At 68.2% G+C, this 18,572-nt stretch carries 17 protein-coding genes; 6 read left to right on the forward strand and 11 right to left on the reverse strand.

The genetic code is table 11. The annotated features are described in order from the left end of the window. Positions 1-127: 127 nt before the first annotated feature. The 5 genes from AC07NN_RS05800 to AC07NN_RS05820 all read right to left on the reverse strand — a co-directional run bounded on the left by AC07NN_RS05800 (position 128) and on the right by AC07NN_RS05820 (position 10,074). Positions 128-1,615, reverse strand: a complete 1,488-nt coding sequence (locus AC07NN_RS05800; RefSeq protein ID WP_494638413.1) for an alpha,alpha-trehalose-phosphate synthase (UDP-forming) — start codon at positions 1,613-1,615, stop codon at positions 128-130. Continuing rightward, positions 1,612-2,397: a trehalose-phosphatase gene (gene otsB, locus AC07NN_RS05805; protein WP_494638415.1), complete on the reverse strand. Its 786-nt coding sequence runs from the start codon at positions 2,395-2,397 to the stop codon at positions 1,612-1,614. Before otsB ends, AC07NN_RS05800 begins: the two co-directional genes overlap by 4 nt. A gap of 118 nt (positions 2,398-2,515) precedes the next feature. After that, the gene (locus AC07NN_RS05810) at positions 2,516-5,563 is read right to left on the reverse strand and encodes a TonB-dependent receptor (protein ID WP_494638417.1); all 3,048 of its coding nucleotides are present in this window, start codon (positions 5,561-5,563) and stop codon (positions 2,516-2,518) included. Positions 5,564-5,739: 176 nt separating this feature from the next. Next, a complete protein-coding gene (locus tag AC07NN_RS05815; RefSeq protein WP_494638419.1) occupies positions 5,740-8,199 on the reverse strand; it encodes a hypothetical protein in 2,460 nt (819 codons plus the stop codon). A gap of 66 nt (positions 8,200-8,265) precedes the next feature. Beyond that, positions 8,266-10,074, reverse strand: coding sequence for a glycoside hydrolase family 15 protein (locus tag AC07NN_RS05820; protein WP_494638422.1), 1,809 nt, complete (start codon positions 10,072-10,074; stop codon positions 8,266-8,268). 205 nt (positions 10,075-10,279) lie between these two features. Here AC07NN_RS05820 and AC07NN_RS05825 point away from each other — a divergent pair, with 205 nt between their 5' ends. From AC07NN_RS05825 to AC07NN_RS05840, 4 genes are all read left to right on the forward strand, one after another. Further along, the gene (locus tag AC07NN_RS05825; protein ID WP_494638424.1) at positions 10,280-11,815 is read left to right on the forward strand and encodes a L,D-transpeptidase family protein; all 1,536 of its coding nucleotides are present in this window, start codon (positions 10,280-10,282) and stop codon (positions 11,813-11,815) included. Between the two features lie 59 nt (positions 11,816-11,874). Next, a complete protein-coding gene (mepK, locus tag AC07NN_RS05830; protein ID WP_494638426.1) occupies positions 11,875-12,516 on the forward strand; it encodes a peptidoglycan L,D-endopeptidase MepK in 642 nt (213 codons plus the stop codon). Positions 12,517-12,526: 10 nt separating this feature from the next. Next, complete coding sequence (locus AC07NN_RS05835; protein WP_494638428.1) at positions 12,527-12,871, forward strand: hypothetical protein; 345 nt, start codon at positions 12,527-12,529, stop codon at positions 12,869-12,871. Positions 12,872-12,969: 98 nt separating this feature from the next. Further along, a complete protein-coding gene (locus AC07NN_RS05840; protein ID WP_494638430.1) occupies positions 12,970-13,383 on the forward strand; it encodes a GFA family protein in 414 nt (137 codons plus the stop codon). Positions 13,384-13,437: 54 nt separating this feature from the next. Here the strand turns inward: AC07NN_RS05840 and AC07NN_RS05845 are convergent, their stop codons facing one another. The 6 genes from AC07NN_RS05845 to AC07NN_RS05870 all read right to left on the reverse strand — a co-directional run bounded on the left by AC07NN_RS05845 (position 13,438) and on the right by AC07NN_RS05870 (position 16,696). After that, the gene (locus AC07NN_RS05845; RefSeq protein ID WP_494638432.1) at positions 13,438-13,599 is read right to left on the reverse strand and encodes a hypothetical protein; all 162 of its coding nucleotides are present in this window, start codon (positions 13,597-13,599) and stop codon (positions 13,438-13,440) included. A 71-nt stretch (positions 13,600-13,670) separates the two neighbouring features. After that, entirely contained in the window at positions 13,671-14,711 is a 1,041-nt protein-coding gene (locus AC07NN_RS05850; protein WP_494638434.1) for a substrate-binding domain-containing protein, read from the reverse strand. A gap of 113 nt (positions 14,712-14,824) precedes the next feature. Next, entirely contained in the window at positions 14,825-15,232 is a 408-nt protein-coding gene (arsC, locus tag AC07NN_RS05855) for an arsenate reductase (glutaredoxin) (protein WP_494638436.1), read from the reverse strand. Further along, positions 15,229-15,897: an MIP/aquaporin family protein gene (locus tag AC07NN_RS05860; protein WP_494638438.1), complete on the reverse strand. Its 669-nt coding sequence runs from the start codon at positions 15,895-15,897 to the stop codon at positions 15,229-15,231. Before AC07NN_RS05860 ends, arsC begins: the two co-directional genes overlap by 4 nt. After that, the gene (locus AC07NN_RS05865) at positions 15,894-16,226 is read right to left on the reverse strand and encodes an ArsR/SmtB family transcription factor (RefSeq protein WP_494638440.1); all 333 of its coding nucleotides are present in this window, start codon (positions 16,224-16,226) and stop codon (positions 15,894-15,896) included. Before AC07NN_RS05865 ends, AC07NN_RS05860 begins: the two co-directional genes overlap by 4 nt. A 44-nt stretch (positions 16,227-16,270) precedes the next feature. Further along, on the reverse strand, positions 16,271-16,696 hold the full coding sequence (locus tag AC07NN_RS05870; protein WP_494638443.1) for an Rrf2 family transcriptional regulator: 426 nt from the start codon (positions 16,694-16,696) through the stop codon (positions 16,271-16,273). A gap of 141 nt (positions 16,697-16,837) precedes the next feature. Here AC07NN_RS05870 and hmpA point away from each other — a divergent pair, with 141 nt between their 5' ends. Next, a complete protein-coding gene (gene hmpA, locus AC07NN_RS05875; RefSeq protein ID WP_494638445.1) occupies positions 16,838-18,043 on the forward strand; it encodes an NO-inducible flavohemoprotein in 1,206 nt (401 codons plus the stop codon). A 28-nt stretch (positions 18,044-18,071) separates the two neighbouring features. After that, positions 18,072-18,521 carry a hypothetical protein gene (locus AC07NN_RS05880; protein WP_494638447.1) on the forward strand — a complete coding sequence of 150 codons (450 nt, stop codon included), beginning with the start codon at positions 18,072-18,074 and terminating at the stop codon, positions 18,519-18,521. The last annotated feature ends 51 nt before the right edge of the window (positions 18,522-18,572 follow it).

An 18,572-nucleotide genomic window follows, 5' to 3' on the forward strand; every position in this document is an offset into this window, starting at 1 on the left:
TGCGGGAGAGGGTGGCCCACGAAGTGGGTCGGGTGAGGGGTCTCGCTCCGCTATCCGGTGAGGTCTTTCAACCCCTCATCCGTCAGCTTCGCTGACACCTTCTCCCGCAAGGGGAGAAGGAAGGGGACTAAGCCCGCATCGCCTTGGCCTCAGGACCCGCGCGCAGCGCCTTGGCCGCCACGTCCAGGCTCCGCACCGGCGCCGGTTTCTTCGCCTCGCCGTCCCGACCGCCCACCGGCCGCGTCCGCAGCGCCGCCACGAAGTCGTCGCGCCAGGCGGTGACGTCCTCGCGGGTGACGTTGTCGAACAGGGCTTCCCAGCGGCGCTTGCGCTCGGAGAGGTCCATCGACAGGGCGCGTTCCAGGGCGTCGGAGATTTCCTCCGGGCTGTTGGGATTGATGATCAGGGCGTCCTTCATCTGCCGCGCCGCGCCGGCGAAACGGGAAAGGATCAGCACGCCGGGATCGTCGGGGTCCTGGGCGGCGACATATTCCTTGGCCACCAGGTTCATGCCGTCGCGCAGCGGCGTCACCAGCGCCGCCTTGGACGCGCGGTACACCCCGGCCAGTTCGTCGCGGCGGTACGAGCGGTTCACATAGCGGATGGGCGTGAAGTCCATCTCGGCATAGGCGCCGTTGATCCGGCCGATCAGGCCATCCAGCCGCCCGCGCAGGTCCTGATAGGCCTCGACCTCGTCGCGCGACAGCGGCGCGATCTGCAGCAGCATGGTCTCGCGCACCTGGTCGGGGTGGTCGTGCAGGAACCGCTCGAAGCCGATCAGCCGCTCTTCCAGGCCCTTGGAGTAGTCGAGGCGGTCCACGCCCACGATCATCTTGCGGAAGACGCTGTGGGCCATCATCCGGTCATAGACCTTCTGGGCGGTCTCGCCCTTCAGGATCTCGGCGAAGTCCTTGGCGTCGACGCCGATCGGGAAGGCCGAGGCGTGCAGTGTCTGGCCGAACGCCTGCAGCTCGCCCAGCCGGTTCTTGGAGCCGTGCACCTCGGAGAAGACGTAGCCCTCGAAGGCGTGCAGCGACTCCTCGGTCTGGAAGCCCAGCAGGTCGTAGTGGAACAGCGCCTCTACCAGCTCGCGGTGGCGGGGCAGGGTGGTGACCAGCTGGTGGGCCGGCCAGGGGATGTGCAGGAAGAAGCCGATCCGGTTGGTCACGCCCATCCGCCGCAGCTCCCGGGCCATCGGGATCAGGTGGTAGTCGTGCACCCAGATGATGTCGTCCGGCTCGATCAGCGGCAGCAGGGTGTCGGCGAAGCGCTTGTTGACCCGGTCGTAGCCCTCGCCGAACGAGCGGTCATAGGCGGTCAGGTCGACGCGATAGTGGAACAGCGGCCACAGCGTCTTGTTGGCGTAGCCGTTGTAATACTCCTGGTAGTCGGTCTCATCGAGATCGACCGTGGCGACCGTCACGCCCTCGATCCGCTGCATGTTCAGCTGGCCGGTGAACTCCGGGATGGTCTTGCCGCTCCAGCCGAACCAGATGCCGGAATATTCGCGTAGGGCCGCGGCCAGGGCCATGGCCAGGCCGCCGACCGAGCCTTCGCCGCCCTCCGCCGGGTTCGGCGGATTGACGCGGTTGGAGACGATGATCAGCCGGCTCATGCGTGAGCCCTCTGGGGCGCGCTCAGCCCTTCCAGCCAGCGATAGACGGCGTTGGTGTCGGCGAGGTGATAGCGCGCCTCGGTCGGGCGCGGCTCGCCGACCAGGACGCCGAAACCGCCCAGGCGGCGGGCGGCCTTGAAGCCGTCCTCGTCCGTGAGGTCGTCGCCGATGAAGATCGGCGTGGCGCCGACGAACGGGGCCTCGCGGATGAAGGCGCCGACGGCCGAGCCCTTGTCGGCGCCGGGCGTGCGCAGCTCGGCCACCTTGTCGCCGAGCTGCAGGACCAAGCCCGTGGCTTGCGACAGGCGCTCGGCCGCTTCGATCACGGCCTCGCCGCAGGCTGGGGCGGCGCGGTAGTGCAGGGCGACGCTCAGGCCCTTGTCCTCGAACAGCAGGCCGCGCTCGCAGTGGGCCAGCTCGCCCAGGATGCGACGGGCGTCGTCCAGGCCGTGGTGCGGCTCGCGCGTGGCCACGGTTCCGTCGGCGCTGCGGCGCACCAGGCCGTGGACGGCGGCGATGGCCATGACGCCGCCGCTCAGGATGTGATCCAGGTCGGGCAGGGATCTGCCGCTGACCACGGCGACGCGATCCTCGAACGCCGAGCGCAGACGCGCCACCAGGCGCGCGCGGTACGGGTCGGGGCCCACGTCGTCAGGCCTGGGCATGATCGGCGCCAGGGTGCCGTCGAGGTCCAGGAACAGCGCCGAGCGGCGCGGAAGGTCGAAAGGCGGAGGCGGGAGATCGACAGACTCCGCCCGCGAGACCGGCTGAGCCGCGGTCATGGCGAGAACCCCCTCATTGGTAAGCAACATGCGCCAAGAACGCCGTACGGCGGCGTTCGATCCCGTCATGTGCTCAAGCTGACGCGATCGTGTGCGGCTGCTTACCGAGTGGGCGCCGCTAGAACAGCAGCTTGCGGATGTTGAACTGGATCACCCGGCCGCGCGGGTCCAGGTAGTCCGGCTGGTAGGTCACCGGCGTCACGCCGTTGGCGTCGCGCACCGTCTGCTGCTGGTCGAACAGGTTGTTGACCGACAGGGTCAGGCGTGTGCCGCGCAGGATCGGGTGCTTCTGGACCAGTTCGCGCCGAACCCCGAGGTCGGCGAAGAGGCGCAGGTTCAGCGTCGCCAGGCTGGAGAAGTCCAGATCGGTGGATGCGCCGCCGACGCCGGCGTTGACGTGGGTGCCGCTCTTCCAGTTGGCCGACAGGCGCGCGCCCAGGCCGTAGTGGGTGAGGCCCGCCTGGGCCTCAACCTCGTGCCGGGCCTGGCCGCCGCCCGAGCCCAGGACGTCGCCGTCCAGCAGGTCGAGGGTCGGGATGTTGCCGGCGATCGTCACCTGCTCGCGCAGATGGATGGTGTGGAAGACGGCCAGTTGCAGACGCGTGGCGCGCGGATTGCCGCCACCGCCGCCGCCCCGACCGCCGAAGCCACCACCACCGCCGCCACCGAAGCCGCGATTGCCGCCGCCCTGGCCGCCGCCGCCTTGCGCGCGCTGGCCGCCGGTGTCGGCGCCGGTCGCGGTGCGCGGATCCTCGCCGGTCGATTGGGGCTGGGCTTGAGGCGTGGCCGTATCGCCGTCGCTGCGGGGCGTCGGACGCTCGGTTTCGCCCTCGCCGGGCGCGCGGCGCAGGAGGTCCATGCCGGGCGGCTGGGCGCTCTGGCCGGCCGCGTTCGCCTGGGTGTTGGCCTGAGCGCCAGTTTGGCCGGCGCCCTGACGGCCACCTTGTCCTTGTCCACCTTGGCCCTGCCCGCCTTGGCCGTCCGGACCGCGGCGCTGGAAGCTGCCGGGCGGCGGCGGGGGCGGCGTGCCGATCTGGCGGGAGAAGTTCAGGCCCCAGCGGACCTGCTCGCTCTCGCGCTTGGCGAAGTTGACCGGGCGGCTGTCGATACGGGTCAGGTTGCCGCCCGCGTCGCGCGTGAAGCGGTCGGGGAACGCGGTCTCGACCGCCGCCGTGACGGCCGGGAAGCCGGCGACCGGATTGTCGGTGCGAATGCGGCTGTAGTTGGCGGTCAGCGACAGGCCCTGGATCTTCTCGGGCTTGTAGGTGGCGCCCAGGCGCAGGACGTTGCGCTCCTCGGCCTTCAGGTTCGGATTGCCGCCGCTGATGCGGGTGACGTCGACGCTGACGCCGCGCACATAGTCGAAGACCTGGGCGTTGGGCGTGGTGACCAGCGGATTGCCCAGCTGCTGGATGCTGGGGGCGTTCTCCTGGCGGGTGACCGAGAGCTGGAAGCTCAGCGGCTTGACCGGCGACCAGTTCATGCCGGTTCCGATGGTGGTCAGGGTCCCGAAGTCCGACACCTGGCGAGCGGCCAGGTTCAGGTTGACCGACAGGTCGCCGACCTCGGCGCGCACGCCTTTGCGGCGGCTGGCCAGGGGCAGGTCGAAACTGACCTGGGCGCTGGCGTCGCTGCGGGAGAGGTCGCTGTCGCTCTGGACGCCGGACCGCAGCGAGGTGGCGCTGAGCTTGGTTCCGCTGGCGCCCAGTTTCAGGGTCGAGGAGAGGTCGCCGGCCTTGAACTTGAGCAGGGCCTTGTTGGCCACGAACTGCAGGTCGGCGGTGTCGGTGGTCGACTTGGCGCGGTCGGTGTTGAGGGGCAGCGTTCCGGTGAGCGGTGCGAACGGGTTGAGCGTTGGATCGCGGGCGGTCAGGCGGGCCTGGATGCTGGTGATGTCGACGCCGCGATCGGTCTCGGTCTTGGTGACCGCGTGATCGTAGTTGCCGGTCAGCGACAGGCGCAGGTCTTCCGTGTCGCGGTTCAAGGTGAAGCCGGCATGGCCCGACAGGTTGCGCGAAGTCTGGCCCAGCGGGTCCAGCTCGCCGAGATAGCGGTAGAGGGCGACATCGCGGCCGAACGGCGAGAAGGCGTCGCCCGTCGGGATGATGAAGCGCGCGCGGGCGGGCCCCTGCAGGGAGTCGCTCTGCGACGCCTTGGCCGTTAGGTTCAGCGTCGCCGATACGTTGTCCCAGATGTACCGGTTGGTGACGCTGTTGATCTCGATCTGGCGGTTCTTGGGCTGCAGCGTCCGGGTGTCGCCGATGTCGCTGAGATTGGCCTTGCCCGCCGTCGGCAGGAAGGCCGCGAGGCTGGGCGCGGCGGTCGCCGCCGAGCCGGGGACGCCGGCCACGGTGATCGGGGAGCCGGCGAGGGCGCTGAAGGCGGGGTCGATCTCGCCAGATCCGACGGCCGTGACATTGCCGGTGAAGTCGTAGAAGCCGCTGTTGGCCCGGCTGACCAGGTCGCGGTCGCTTTCGAGCAGGGCGTCGGTGTTCTGCACGCGCACGCCGAGGTTGGTGCGGCCCCGGCGGTTCAGGCGCAGCTGGCTGTAGTTGACCTGCTCGCTCATCTGGCCGCCGGCCACGGAGCCGCCGACCGTGCCGTCGAAGGTGTGGGCCCGGAAGCGCTGGCGCAGGACGATGTTCACGACCTTCTGGTCGGCCGAGTAGCCGTATTTCAACGCCACTTCCTCGGGGAGGACCTCGACGCGTTGGATGGCTTCGGTCGGGATGTCGCGGATTTCGCCCTGGTTCGAGATGCGGCGGCCGTTCAGCAGGGTGACCGGATCGCCGCCCGAGGCGCTGGTGGTCTGGGGCGCGAGCTCGGTCAGCAGGTCGGTGATCGAGCTGACGCCGAACGAGCGGACGTCGGCGGCGCTGAGGGTCGTCTCCGGCGGGATGTCGCCCAGCACCGCGCCGAACGGCTTGCCGCTGGCGGTGATGGTGACGGCCTCGACCTCGGTGTCCAGATCCTCGGGCGTGACGGCTTTCTTCGCGGGCGTCGCGGCGGGTGCGGCGGCGCGCTGGGCCGGACGCACGGCGGGCGTGGGGGTCTGGGCGGGAGCCTGAGCGACGAGAGCGGAAGAGGGAGCGGCGGCGTCCTGCGCATGCGCCGCGCCGGACGCGACACATCCCAAGACACCTACCAGGACCAGTTTACGGCTCACCGTCGCGTTCCTCCGCCTGACGATTCCAAATGTCGGAGTTTTGCACGTGCCAGCCGCGTGTGACGTCCAGATTTCAAAGTTTTCCGAGATCGCAACATCGACATATGCCGCCGCCCCGGCGCGAACGGTCCGCGCCGGGCAACGATTGGCCGAGCCATTGGTTCCAGCGCGCCCTGTCAGGCGCCGCTGTAGATATACTCCGGGCGCCAGTAGTCGTAGGCCACCGCCAGCACATTGATGCCGAAGAAGTAGGTGTCGTCGTCGTCCGCCCTGTCGGCGAGCCAGCTGTTGATCGACCGCGCCATGACGCCCAGGTCGGCCTTCTGCGCCTCGGCCAGAAGCCAGCCCACCATGGCCGCCTTGGTCCCGATACCGGCCGGACCATCGCCGCCGTAGCCGGCGAAATAGTCGACGCGGGAATCGATCAGGGCATGGACCTTCTCGTCGGTCGGCGTCCCTCCGAAGATGGCCTTGTAAGCGACCTTGGTCGCCTCGAAGAGCGAGTAGGCGCCGTACTTGGCCAGGAAGGAAGCCTTGCCTTCCCCGAGCTTGCCGAGGTTGACGGCGAAGTTGATGTAGCGGTTCTCCAGATTGAAGCTCTGGTAGTAGGCGCTGTTGAGGTTGTTGGTGTTGGGTCCTTCCGGCGAGACCAGATAGTCCATGCCGGCCTGGCTCGGGACCTTGCTGGTGAAGAACTGGTAGGCCATGGCCGCCACCGAGGTCGTGGCGTCGGCCGCGCCGACCAATGCCGAGACCGCCTGGGCTCGGGACACCGTTCCGGCGGCGAACTTGGACCAGAGGTCGGTGACCAGGGCGCCGGTCGCCCCCTGCAGGGGATCGCTCCGCAGGATCGTGGCCGCGGCGAAGGTGATCGCCTGATCACCCAGGGTCACCGTGCGGTCGGTGAAGACCAGCTTCTCGACGTTGATCAGCAGATCCTGGGAGTCGCGAACCGCACGCTTGTCAGAAATGTAGAGACCGCGAAGGCCGGTGGAGAAGGTGTAGTCCGCGAACGCGCCGCTGTAGTGCGCGGTGTCGACGCCATCGCCGCCGTCGATCGTATCGTCGCCCAGGCCGCCGGTGATGGTGTCGTCGCCGGCGCCGCCCGAGATCTGGTTCGACGTCGAGCTGCCGATGAACGTATCGCCGTACTGCGAGCCGGAGATGTGGCGTAGGAAGCCCGTGACCGTCACTGCGGCGTCGGCCGGGAGGGCCTGGCGTCCGGCCTTGGACAGGTCGTAGGTCACCGCCCCGGTCTGGTCGGCGAAGCTCAGCGTGTCGTCGAAGTCCGCGAACACCAGGTTCTCGCCCGAGCCAACCAGGAACGTATCCGGGCCAAGCTCGCCGTAGAGCGTGTCATTGCCCGCGCCGCCTTCCAGGGTGTCGGCGCCCTGGCCGCCCAAGACGTAGTCGTCACCGGCGCCGCCGATGAAACGATCGGAGTCGAACGACAACTGGAAGCGCTCGATGGAGTCGTAGACGTCGTTGGCCGTGGAAGCGGAGCCGCGACCGCTGCCCGAAAGATCGATGACCACCCTGTCCATAAAAGCGGCCGTATCGACGCCTGCGCCGCCTCGGAGGATGTCGGCGCCGTCCGGCGGGCCCTCGAGGCCGATGTCGTTGCCGCCGTACAGCGTGTCGTCGCCCGCGCCGCCCTCGAGCGTGTCGTCGCCGAGACCGCCGAACAGCATATCGCCGCCGTCACCGCCCAACAGCGTGTCAGCGCCCGCAAAGCCGTTGAGGCGGTCATTGCCGGTTCCGCCTTCGAGCAGGTCGTTGACGGGCGAACCGGCGAGGTAGTCGTCGACCTCGCTGCCGAACGTGTGCATGCCCTCGCGAGGGCCGCCCGTGGGCGACCAGCCCATGAAGTTGACGGCCTGGATGCTCGCGGCGTTGACCGACTGGAAGATGACCAGATCGCGAAAGCCGCCGCTCGCCTTGTATTGCAAGACGGCGTCGGCTCCGTTCTGCGTGAGGCGAAGGATGCCATCGGCGAACGGGTTGGTCTCATAGGCCCACTCGATGCCCAAGCGGGTGTTGCCCGCGATGGCCCCGATATCGAAGCGATCGCCGCCGTCGCCGACAGCGAAGTCCTTGATCGTCGCGACGCCCTGGCCAGCGCTCGGCGGCGCCTGGAAATACAGGATGATCGTGTCGGAGCCTGCGCCGCCGGTGACAGTGGCCTCGGCGAGGATGTTGACCTGGATCCTGTCGTTGCCGGCGCCGCCATCGATGACGGTTTCCTTGGCGTTCGAGATGTCGATCCAGTCGTCGCCGTCGCCGCCCAGGACGGTCACCTTCTCGTTGCGAGGCGAGAAGCCTGTGAAGCTTATCCGATCGGCGCCCGCGCCGCCGTCCATTAGGATGGAATCCACTACCGAGGTCGCATTTTCGCGGACCACGTAGAGTTGGTCGGCGCCGGCCCCGCCATAGAGCCGATCGCCGCCGCCCACCGTGTCTACAAGGCTGTCGTCGCCATCGCCGCCGTCCAGGATATCCGAGCCCTGGTCGCCGTAGATCACATCGGCGCCGCCGAGGCCGAGGAGGGTGTCGCCGCCGCCGCCGCCGCGGATTTCATCTCCCTCGGGCGTCCCACTCAGGGTTTCGCTTGCGGCCGTACCTGTGATGATCGTCATGCCCACCCCTATTCCACCGATTGTTTAGTCGGCGTCGGGCGACAATTTCAAGATGAATGGTCAAGCTTATCGGACGGACGTCCAGGGGCGGCTCAGCAGGACCGCGCAATTGATGAGGCCGACCAGGGAATAGGTCTGTGGATAGTTGCCCCACAGCTCACCGTCCGCGAAGCCGATGTCCTCCGACAACAGTCCCGCGCCGGTGCGGCGTGACAGCATGTCCTCGAAGAGCTCGCGGGCCTCCTCGGTGCGACCCGACAGGTGCAGGGCCTCGATCAGCCAGAAGGTGCAGATGTTGAACGCCGTCTGTGGCGAGCCGAAGTCGTCGGGGATGGCGTAGCGCAGCAGGTAGGCCCCGCGACGCAGGCCGTCCTCGATCGCCTTCAGGGTGGCGACGTTGCGCGGGTCGTCGGGCCTGTGGAAGCGCAGGTCGACCAGCTGCAGCAGCGAGGCGTCCAGGACGTCGCCCTCGAATGTGGACGAGAAGCGGCCCAGTTCCTCGTTCCAGGCGCGATCCTCAATGGTCTTGCGCATCCGTGCGGCGCGGTCGTTCCAGAAGGCGGCCTTCTCCTTCAGGCCCAGCTTCTCGGCGGCGTTGCCCAGGCGGTCGCAGGCGGCCCAGCACATGGCCGAGGAATAGGTGTGGACATTGGCCCGGCCCCGGAACTCCCAGAGGCTGGCGTCGGGGTGGTCGTGCATCTGGTAGGCGCGCTCGCCGACGGGCTCCAGGGCCTCGAAGTCTTCGACCGTGGCCGGTCGCAGCAGGCGCTCGTCGAAGAAGGCCTGGACCGTGGAGAGGATGATCTGGCCGTAGACGTCGTTCTGGATGTGCTCGAAGGCCTGGTTGCCGACCCGCACCGGTCCCATGCCGCGATAGCCGGGCAGGTCGGGGGCGAAGCGTTCGGTCAGCTGCTCCTCGAACCCGACGCCGAACAGGGGCTGGATGTGGCCACCGGCGGCCCGGTCGACGATGTTGCGCAGATAGCCGAGATAGTTCTCCAGGATATCGACCGCGCCCAGCCGGTTCAGGGCCTGGACCACGTAGTAGGCGTCGCGCAGCCAGCAGTAGCGGTAGTCCCAGTTGCGGCCGCTGTCGGCGTGTTCGGGGATCGAGGTGGTCAGGGCCGCGACGATGGCGCCGGTTTCCTCGTGCATGCAGAGCTTCAGGGTGATGGCGGCGCGGATGACGGCGGTCTGCCATTCCAGCGGCACGGCCAGGCCCCGGACCCAGTCCTTCCAGTAGCTCTCGGTTTCGCGCAGCATCCGCTCGCAGGTCGGGCCGACGGGCGCGTCGAAGCCCTCGTCGGGACCCAGGAACATGGCGATCGGCTGCTCCAGCCGGAACGTGCGCTCCTCCAGGATGTGCGAGACCGGCGCATCGGTGGTCAGGCGCAGGGTCATGTCCGAGCACAGGTAGCGGATGTGGTGCGAGCCCCGGGTGTGCTCGGCGACCTTCGCGCCCCAGCCGGCCGTGGGCCGCAGGCGCAGGGTGACGCGCGCCACTCCGACGATCGGCCGGATCAGGCGGATGAAGGCGGTCGGGCGGAAGGTGCGGCCGTGCTGGATGTAGCGCGGCGCAAAGTCGAGGATCTCGATCCGAGCGCCGTCCTCGTCGGCGATCTCGGTGCGCAGGATCGGCGTGTTGCGCAGATAGCCTTGGCGGACCTCCGCGCGGCGATCGACCTGGATGTCCCACAGGCCCTTGGCCTCGCCGCCGTCGGGGTCGGCGTTGTCCAGCAGGGCGCTGAACACCGGATCGGAGTCCACGCGCGGCGCGCAGCCCCAGACGAAGCGGCCGGCGTTGTCGATCAGCGCGCTGACCGCGCAATTGCCGATCGGATAGAGGTCGAGCGTCTTGTTCAAGTGCTTGTCCATCGCGTTCGCCCCGCAAATTCGCCCCGATCCCCAATCCGGGTGAAACCAACGGTGTGGCTTGCGGGTTCCTGTGTTTGGAAAAGGAACGCCGGGCGGGGCGGGCGGTTCGTCTTTCGCGATGACTCGCGTTGACGGCGAGCGGCTCCGTCGGCATCTGGAAACCTTAACGCGGCATGGCCGCGAGCGTTCGGTGGGCTGTTCGAAGGTGATGCGAGTTCAAAGATCCTGCGTCGTCCTGGCGACGGCGTTGAGCGTTCTGTCCCTCGCGTCGGCCGACGCCCAGTCGCAGCGTCCGCCCCTGGCCGGCGGGCGTCCGGTGCAGATGGCGCCGCAAGCCGTGCCGACCGTTCCGGCCAGACCGGCGCCGCCGCAAGTCGACCTTTCCGCTGTCCAGTTGCGCGCCGATCAGGTCGAGGTGCTGCGCCGCGTGCTCGGCGACGCCTATACCCATGGCTTCGAGCTCTCGGCCTTCGCGCCGGAGCAAGCGTTCGACCTCTATCAATCGCGCGATCCGGCCGCCCGGGCCGCCGGCCAGTCGCAACTGGTCGCCCAGACCCTGGCCTATGCTCGCGCCGTGCGCACCGGTCGCTTGCCGACCAGCGGCTTCATGGAAGCGTGGGGCCTGCGTCCCGCGCCCTACGAGCCCGCCGCCGATTTCGTCGCCGCCCTGGAGCAGGACCGCCTGGCCGAGTGGATGGACGGCCTGCCGCCGCCCTATACCGGCTACCAGACCTTGCGCGTGGGCCTGGCGACCTATCGTGACATCGCGGCCAAGGGCGGCTGGCAGCCGCTGGCCGCCGGTCCGGACATGAAGCAGGGCGCGACCGGCCCCCGCGTCGTGGCGCTGGAAGCGCGCCTGGCCGCCGAGGATCCGACCATCGCCGTCGACGCCGCGCCGATCTTCGACGCCGCCCTGACCCTGGCGGTGCAGCGAGCCCAGAAGCGCTTCGGCCTCAATCCGACCGGCGTCGTCGGCAAGTCGACGCTGGACGCCCTGAACATCCCCGTCGAGCAGCGCATCGACCAGATCACGGCCAATATGGAGCGCTGGCGCTGGCTGCCCCAGACCCTGCCGGCCGAGCGGATCCAGGTGAACGTGGCCGCCGCCATCCTGTCGGTGTTCAGCCGCGACGTCCCGACCCTTACCATGCGCGCGGTCACTGGCCGTCCGGGCGACGAGACGCCGATGCTGTCGTCGAACATCCACAGCATCGTCCTGAACCCGCCGTGGAACGTGCCGTCCTCGATCGCGAGCAAAGAGCTGTGGCCTAAGGAACGGGCTAGCCCTGGCTATCTGCGCCGCAACGACTTCATCGTCATCCCGACCGGCGACGGCGGCTCGCGCCTGCAGCAGAGGGCCGGGCCGAAAGCGGCGCTGGGCCAGGTGAAGTTCGACTTCGCCAATCCCTACGGCGTCTATCTGCACGATACGCCCAGCCGCTCGAAGTTCGACAGCTTCAGCCGCCTGGCCAGCCACGGCTGCGTGCGCCTGCAGAAACCGATCGAACTGGCCAAGGCGCTGATGGGCGATGACGCCACCTGGACGCCCGAGAAGATCGACACGACCCTGGCCTCGGGCGACACCGTGCGGGCCAAGCTGCCGCAACAGATCGCGGTCTTCCTGCTGTACTGGACGGCCTATGTGACGCCAGACGGACAGGTCAATTTCCGCAACGATCCGTATGGCTGGGATCGCGAACTCGTGCAGCGGATTGCCGCACTCCGCCCCGGCTCAGCTTGATTTCTTAACGTCGATGGGTTGTCCTTCGCGCCTTCGAGTGGGGCGTATAAGGCGTACACATGCATCGACGTAAGCTGCTCCAGTGGGGGCTGGGCGCTTTTGCGACTGGACTTCTGCCGCTCGCGGCGAGGGCCGACGACGACATCATCGGCATGATCCTGGAAGGCAAACCCGTTCCGCAGGTTCCGGTTCCCGCGCCCGCGCAGCCCATCGCGCCGGCCGTAACCGCGCTTGTCGGCAAGGCCGTCGAGCCGCGCTGGGTGAAGCTGCGCAACATCCACACCGACGAGAAGCTGGAAGCCGTCTATTGGGAAAAGGGCGAGTACGTGCCCGACGCCGTGGTGGCCCTGAACAAGGTGCTGCGCGACTATCGCAACGACGAAGTCCACCCGATGGACACCAAGCTTTACGACATCCTCGACCAGATCCAGACCCGCACGGGCAGCAAGAGCCACTTCCAGGTGATCTCCGGCTACCGCTCGGCGGCGACCAACAGGATGCTGGCCGAGCGCAGCGGCGAAGTGGCCAAGCGCAGCTTGCACATGGACGGCAAGGCCATGGATATCTATCTGGAAGACGTCGATCTCCGATACGTCCGGGCCGCGGCTCTGGACATCGGACGCGGCGGCGTGGGCTACTACCCCACGAGCAACTTCGTGCACGTCGACGTCGGTCCGGTCCGGCGGTGGTCGGGTACCTAAAGGGGACTAGATGAGCGAGCGTCGCGGCAATCCGTTCGGTTGGATCCTCCTGGGGTTCGTGATCGGGGTCCTGGCGACGTTCGGGACCGTCCTGTTCTTCAGCGCCGGTGGCGATGGCGGCTACGAGGATGGCCCGGCCGAGGTGCGCACGGCGGCCGATGACGCGCTCGCCGACGCGATGGGTTCAGGCTCCGGCAAAGCCAAGCCGCCCAAGGTGGAGGCCTCCGCGCCTGTTGCCGAGACTCCGGCTCAAACGCCTGCCCATGAGCGCCCGCCCGCCCAGCCTCTGCCGCCGCTGGACCCGCAGGTCGCCGACGACGCGGCGGCGGCCGGCATGACCTCGCGCACGCGCTAGAGACCGCGACAACCCACCGCACATCGTTCCATCGCCTGCTGACACCAAGCTGGCGGCAGGGGAGGCGCAGGTTCCTTGGGCATTCCAAGGAGATGCGTTTGACGATCAAGGGAAGTTGCTGCTGCGGCGGCGTCCGTTTCGAGCTGTTCGAGCCACCCGCGATGATGGGGACGTGCCATTGCTCGCGGTGCCGCAAGGCCGGCTCCAGCACCTATGTCTATGTTCGGGCCGAGGCGTTTCACTGGCTGGCGGGCAGGGACCTGCTGGTCCGCTACCAGCCCAAGCCGCCGATGAAGTTCAACCGGACCTTCTGCAAGCGCTGCGGCACGTCGCTGGGCGATCCGGACGCCGGGCGCATCCTGGCCATCGCCGCCAATTGCCTGGACGACGATCCGGGGCTGAAGACGGACTTCCATGAATATGCGCCGGGCAAGCCGTCCTGGTACGAGATCCCTGAAGACGAGAAGCCGTACGGGCAGACGCTCGACGCCGAAGCCAAGGGGTCGGAATAAGAGAAAGGGCGGTCGTCGCCGACCGCCCCCTTGTCCTTGTCCGGCGAAGCGCCCTTAGGCGGCTTCTTCCTCGGGCTTGCGCAGCTGGGCGACGGCCGCTCGATGCGAGAGGCGGCCCAGCGCCTGGACCATGTCTTCCAGCGCCTCGATCCGCTCGGCTTGCCTGACCACGAGCGCTTCCAGATCGCGCAGTCGTTCCTCGACCTTGTCGGCCATCGTCGCCTCCAATTCCAGTCGGCGCCATGGAGCGCCGACTGGAGAAGAAGGTCAAGCGTGCGACCGCACCCTTAGTCTTTCGGCGCCGGCATCGCCGGCATAGCGGTGGCTTTCTGCTTCATCTGGCCGTGCACGGCCGGCGGCAGCGGGATCAGGCCACGGCCTTGCAGGTAGCCGCCGCGACCGGTGGCCGAGTCCGAGACGAACTCGGCGATGAACTCCTTCAGGCCCGGCGTGACGCCGACCTGGGACTTCTTCACGTAGATGTAGAGCGAGCGCGACAGCGGGTACTGGCCGCTGGCGATGGCCGTCGGGGTCGGCTTCACGCCGTTGACCGCCGCGCCCTTGATGCGGGCGGCGTTCTCTTCGAGGAACGAGAAGCCGAACACGCCGACGGCGTTCGGGGTCTTCTCGATGGTGCCGACGATGGCGTTGTCGTTTTCGCCGGCGTCGACCCAGCCGCCGTCGGTGCGCATCGGCGAGACGGTGGCCTTGAACTTCTTCTCGTCGTCGGCCTTCAGCTTGGCCAGGCTCGGGAGCTTGGCGGCGCCGCCTTCCATGGCCAGTTCGATGAAGGCGTCACGGGTGCCCGAGGTGGGCGGCGGGCCGTAGGCCAGGATGCGGGCCTTCGGCAGGCCTTGGCCGACCTCGTTCCAGTTCTTGTAGGGCTGCTTGACCAGCTGGCCGCCGCGCAGGCTCTGGTCGGCCAGGCCCAGGTACAGCTGCTCGAGCTTGAAGTTGAAGTCCGGGCCCTTCTTGTCGACCGCGACGACGATGCCGTCGAAGCCGATCTTGATCTCGACGATGTCCTTCACGCCGGCCTTCTGGCAGGCCTGGAACTCGGACTTCTTCATCGGGCGCGAGGCGTTGGCGATGTCGGGGAACTTCTCGCCCGTGCCGCCGCAGAACATCTTGATGCCGCCACCCGTGCCCAGGCTTTCGACCTTGGGCGACTTCTTGCCGGACTTCTTCGAGAAGTTCTCGGCGACGCGGGTCGAGAAGGGGAACACGGTCGAGGAGCCGGCGGCCCAGACGTAGTCGCGGGCGGCGTGCGCTTGGTCGGCGACGGCGAGCAGGGCGATCGTCGCGACCGCGCCAATGAGCTTGTTCATGTCGTCAAATCCTGTGTCGTCCGGTGACTTGGGGGAGCATGCCGGACCGATGACCGGGCTTTTGTCACAGTTCGACGACAGTTTTGCGACACTGCGTCCGTATGCGGACGAAGCTAGGGTTTGACGACCTCGCCGTCTTCCTTGGTGAAGCTGTCCGGGCGGCGTTCTAGCAGGTCGAAGACCTTCTCCGAGGGGCGCGCCAGTGCCGCGCCCTTAAGGGTCACCACGATCGGGCGGTGGACCAGGATCGGGTGCTCGACCATGGCGGCCAGGATGGTCTCGTCCGAGACGCCGTCGGCCAGCAGGCCCAGTTCCTCGGCCGGCGTGCCCCGCTCCCGCATCATCTCGCGCACGGACAGGCCGGAGCGGGCCGAGAGGTCCAGCAGCTGCTCGCGGGTCCAGCCGGCTTTCAGATACTCGACGATCTCGGGCGCGTAGCCGGCGGCCTCGACCATGGCCACGACGTTGCGCGACGTCCCGCACTTGGGATTGTGGAAGATCGTGACGGGGAAGGCGGTCATGCGGGCTCCTGCTTGAGCATCCAGTCGAAGACGGCGACCGCCAGGACGGCGCCGATGATCTGCCCCAGGACGAAGCCCGGGATCGAGGCGGGGGCGATCCCCGAGAAGGTGTCGGTCAGGCCACGCGCCAAGGTCACGGCCGGATTCGCGAACGAGGTCGAGGCGGTGAACCAGTAGGCGGCGGTGATGTAAAGCCCGACGCAGGCGGCGGTGGCGCTGGGACGGAACCGCGAGACGCCCAGGATCGTCGCCATCAGGCCGAAGGTGGCGACGGCTTCGGAGAGCACCTGGGCGGCGCCATCGCGGGTGTGTGTCGAGACCTGCAGCATGGCCTGGCCGAACATGGCGTGGGCGATCCAGACGCCGGCCAACGCGCCGCCGACCTGGGCGAGGACGTAGAGCGCCGCGTGGCCGGGCGCGATCTCGCGTCGGGCGACCATGGCCAGGGTCACGACAGGATTGAAATGCGCCCCGCTGATCGGGCCGAAGACGGTGATCAGCACCACCAGCGCCGCGCCCGTGGCCAAGGTGTTGCCGAGCAAGGCGAGGGCGTCGTCGTATGGCGCTATGGTCTGGCCCATCACGCCCGAGCCGACAACCACGGCCAGCAGCATGGCCGTACCCAGGGCTTCAGCGGCGAGGCGGCGGGGCAGGGAGGCGCTCACGCCGGCGCCTTGCACGACGAGAAGGCGGTGGTCGGCAGGCAGGCCTCCGGGGCGCCCTCGCAGCAGTCCTCGGCCAGGTAGGTGACCAGCGCGCCCATGGCGTCGTAGTCGGCCGCATGCAGGATCGAGCGGCCGTCGCGGCGCGAGCGGGTCAGTCCCGAGCGCTCGAGGATCGCCAGCTGGCTGGACAGGGTGCTGGGCGGGGCGCCGGTCAGGCGGGCGATCTCGCCGGCGGGCAGACCGTCGGGGCCGGCCTTGATCAGCAGCCGGAACGCGGCCAGCCGCGCGGGGTGGGAGAGCGCGGATAGCCGCTCGATGGCCGAGTTCATTTCCATATTTCGCGAATATTCGAAATATGGAGTCGTCGCAAGCCTCAGTTCGCGACCAGCGACAGCAGCCGCCGCGCCGCCGTCTGGTCGGCGACGATCTGGTCCAGGGTCTGGCGGTCCAGCACGGCCAGGAAGGCGGCGGTGGCTTCGTTGAGCGTGCGGGGCAGGCCGCAGACGGGCGCGACCTTGCAGTTGGCGCAGTCGACCAACTGGAAGCCGTCCTCGGTCTCGCGGACGACGCCGCCGATGCTGATCTCCGTGGCAGGTCGGCCTAGCCGCAAGCCGCCGCCGCGCCCGCGCTGGGCGGCCACGAAGCCGGCCTTGGACAGCTGCTGCACCACCTTCATCAGGTGGTCCTTGGAGATGCCGTAGGCGTCGGCGATCTCCTGGATCGAGACCAGTCGGTCGTCATGCGCGGCCAGGTGCAGCAGCACGCGGATCGCATAGTCGGTGTAGCGGGTCAGGCGCATTGCGGGTTCGCTTACAGGTCCGTTCCGGCCGCGTCGAGCGGGTGGGCTAAAAGAGGTACTTAAGGAGCATCTTTTCTTGTTCCGACTCTGGCATGAGTATAGATGCATTTTGTTTGCATCTTTTAACCCAAGAGTCCTTCGATGACGAGCCCGCTGAGCGACAAGACGATCACCCTGGTGAAGGCGACGGTTCCCGCCCTGGCCGAACACGGCACGGCGATCACCACGGCGATGTACGCCCGCCTGTTCAAAGACGACCACATTCGGGCCCTGTTCAACCAGGCCAACCAGGAGTCGGGCGCCCAGGTGAAGGCCCTGGCGGGCGGTGTCCTGGCCTACGCCAAGAACATCGACAACCTGGGCGTGCTGGGCGGCGCCGTGGAGCGCATGGCCCAGAAGCACGTCGGCTATCACATCCTGCCCGAGCACTACCCCTACGTCGCGACCGCGCTGCTGGGCGCGATCAAGGAAGTGCTGGGCGAGGCCGCCACCGACGAGATCCTGGAGGCCTGGGGCGAGGCCTATTGGGCGCTTGCCAACATCCTGATGGGCCGCGAGGCGGGCATCCGACAGGCGATCGAGGCGGAGGAGGGCGGCTGGCGCGGCTGGCGCGCCTTCGTCGTCGAGAAGAAGGTCCGCGAGAGCGCGGTGATCACCTCGTTCGTGCTGCGCCCGCAGGACGGCGGCAAGGTCGTGGCCCACAAGCCGGGCCAGTACCTGACCTTCACCTTCGACACGCCGACGGAGAAGGGTGTGAAGCGCAACTACTCGATCAGCCAGGCCGCCAACGGCGAGACCTATCGCATTTCGGTCAAGCGCGAGGCGCACGGGCTGGCCTCGGGCCACCTGCATGACGCCATCCAGGTTGGCGACGTCCTGATGGCCACGCCGCCGGCCGGCGATTTCCACCTGAAGCCGGCCGAGCGGCCGGTGGTGCTGCTGAGCGGCGGCGTCGGCCTCACCCCGATGGTCGCCATGCTGGAGGCCATCGCCGCTGACCATCCGCAACTGGAGGCCCACTTCGTCCACGGGGCGCTGAACGGCGACGTCCACGCCCTGCGCGGGGAAGTCGCCAGCCTCGCCGCCGCCCACGGCCGGACCAAGGTCGCCACCTTCTACAGCGAGCCCCAGGCCGCCGACGTGCTGGGCCAGACCCACGATGTCGAAGGCTTCGTCTCGATCGACTGGCTGAAGGATGCGACGCCGTTCGACAGCGCGGACTTCTACCTGTGCGGGCCCAAGCCCTTCCTGCGGAACCTCGTCAGCGGCCTCGTCCAGGCTGGGGTGCCCGCCGCCCGCATCCACTACGAGTTCTTCGGCCCCGCCGACGAATTGCTGGCAGCCTAGATTCAGAGCGCAAAAAGGAGCGCAAGCCATGGAACACGCGCCGTATTCCGTCTTCGTCACGAACGTCGAGCCCTATCAGGGACCGTCGCCGATCGCTGAAGCCGCGCAGCCCCGCCTGGGCGAGGCTGCCGCCGAGGACCTGCCCAAGGCCGTCGGCTGGCTGATCGTCGGCAGTTACGGCGCGATCCTGGCCGCCTTCGCCTGGGCCTTCCTGGGCGCCGGCGACGTGCTGTTCAACCTGGGTGTCTGCGCCGTCTACCTGGCCATGTACCTGGGCGTGCCATGGGTGTTCCTGAAGGCCGAGCCGCATCGGAACGGCTTCCGCCGCCCGGACTTCGCCGACTTCATGGAGCGGGGTCTCTCCACCTGGACCGGTGACGTCACCGGCGGCGCGGCCCTGGCCCAGATCCTGACCATCCCCGTCGCCCTGACCTTCGCGGCCCTGGGCATCGGGGTGATCGTCCGGCTGACGACTTAGGCGCTGCTCGCATCACGAGCCCCTCTCTCTCTCACAGAGAGAGGGGTTTAG

This window comes from Caulobacter sp. GW821-FHT09H08 (assembly GCF_059415885.1).

Excerpts from the sequence above, each read along its gene's own strand:
- AC07NN_RS05845 (WP_494638432.1), bottom strand. The coding sequence starts at position 13,599 with ATGGCCGACAAGGTCGAGGAACGACTGCGCGATCTGGAAGCGCTCGTG.
- hmpA (WP_494638445.1), top strand. The coding sequence starts at position 16,838 with ATGACGAGCCCGCTGAGCGACAAGACGATCACCCTGGTGAAGGCGACG.
- AC07NN_RS05865 (WP_494638440.1), bottom strand. The coding sequence starts at position 16,226 with ATGAACTCGGCCATCGAGCGGCTATCCGCGCTCTCCCACCCCGCGCGG.
- mepK (WP_494638426.1), top strand. The coding sequence starts at position 11,875 with ATGCATCGACGTAAGCTGCTCCAGTGGGGGCTGGGCGCTTTTGCGACT.
- AC07NN_RS05800 (WP_494638413.1), bottom strand. The coding sequence starts at position 1,615 with ATGAGCCGGCTGATCATCGTCTCCAACCGCGTCAATCCGCCGAACCCG.
- AC07NN_RS05835 (WP_494638428.1), top strand. The coding sequence starts at position 12,527 with ATGAGCGAGCGTCGCGGCAATCCGTTCGGTTGGATCCTCCTGGGGTTC.
- AC07NN_RS05815 (WP_494638419.1), bottom strand. The coding sequence starts at position 8,199 with ATGACGATCATCACAGGTACGGCCGCAAGCGAAACCCTGAGTGGGACG.
- AC07NN_RS05850 (WP_494638434.1), bottom strand. The coding sequence starts at position 14,711 with ATGAACAAGCTCATTGGCGCGGTCGCGACGATCGCCCTGCTCGCCGTC.
- arsC (WP_494638436.1), bottom strand. The coding sequence starts at position 15,232 with ATGACCGCCTTCCCCGTCACGATCTTCCACAATCCCAAGTGCGGGACG.
- AC07NN_RS05870 (WP_494638443.1), bottom strand. The coding sequence starts at position 16,696 with ATGCGCCTGACCCGCTACACCGACTATGCGATCCGCGTGCTGCTGCAC.
- AC07NN_RS05880 (WP_494638447.1), top strand. The coding sequence starts at position 18,072 with ATGGAACACGCGCCGTATTCCGTCTTCGTCACGAACGTCGAGCCCTAT.
- AC07NN_RS05820 (WP_494638422.1), bottom strand. The coding sequence starts at position 10,074 with ATGGACAAGCACTTGAACAAGACGCTCGACCTCTATCCGATCGGCAAT.
- otsB (WP_494638415.1), bottom strand. The coding sequence starts at position 2,397 with ATGACCGCGGCTCAGCCGGTCTCGCGGGCGGAGTCTGTCGATCTCCCG.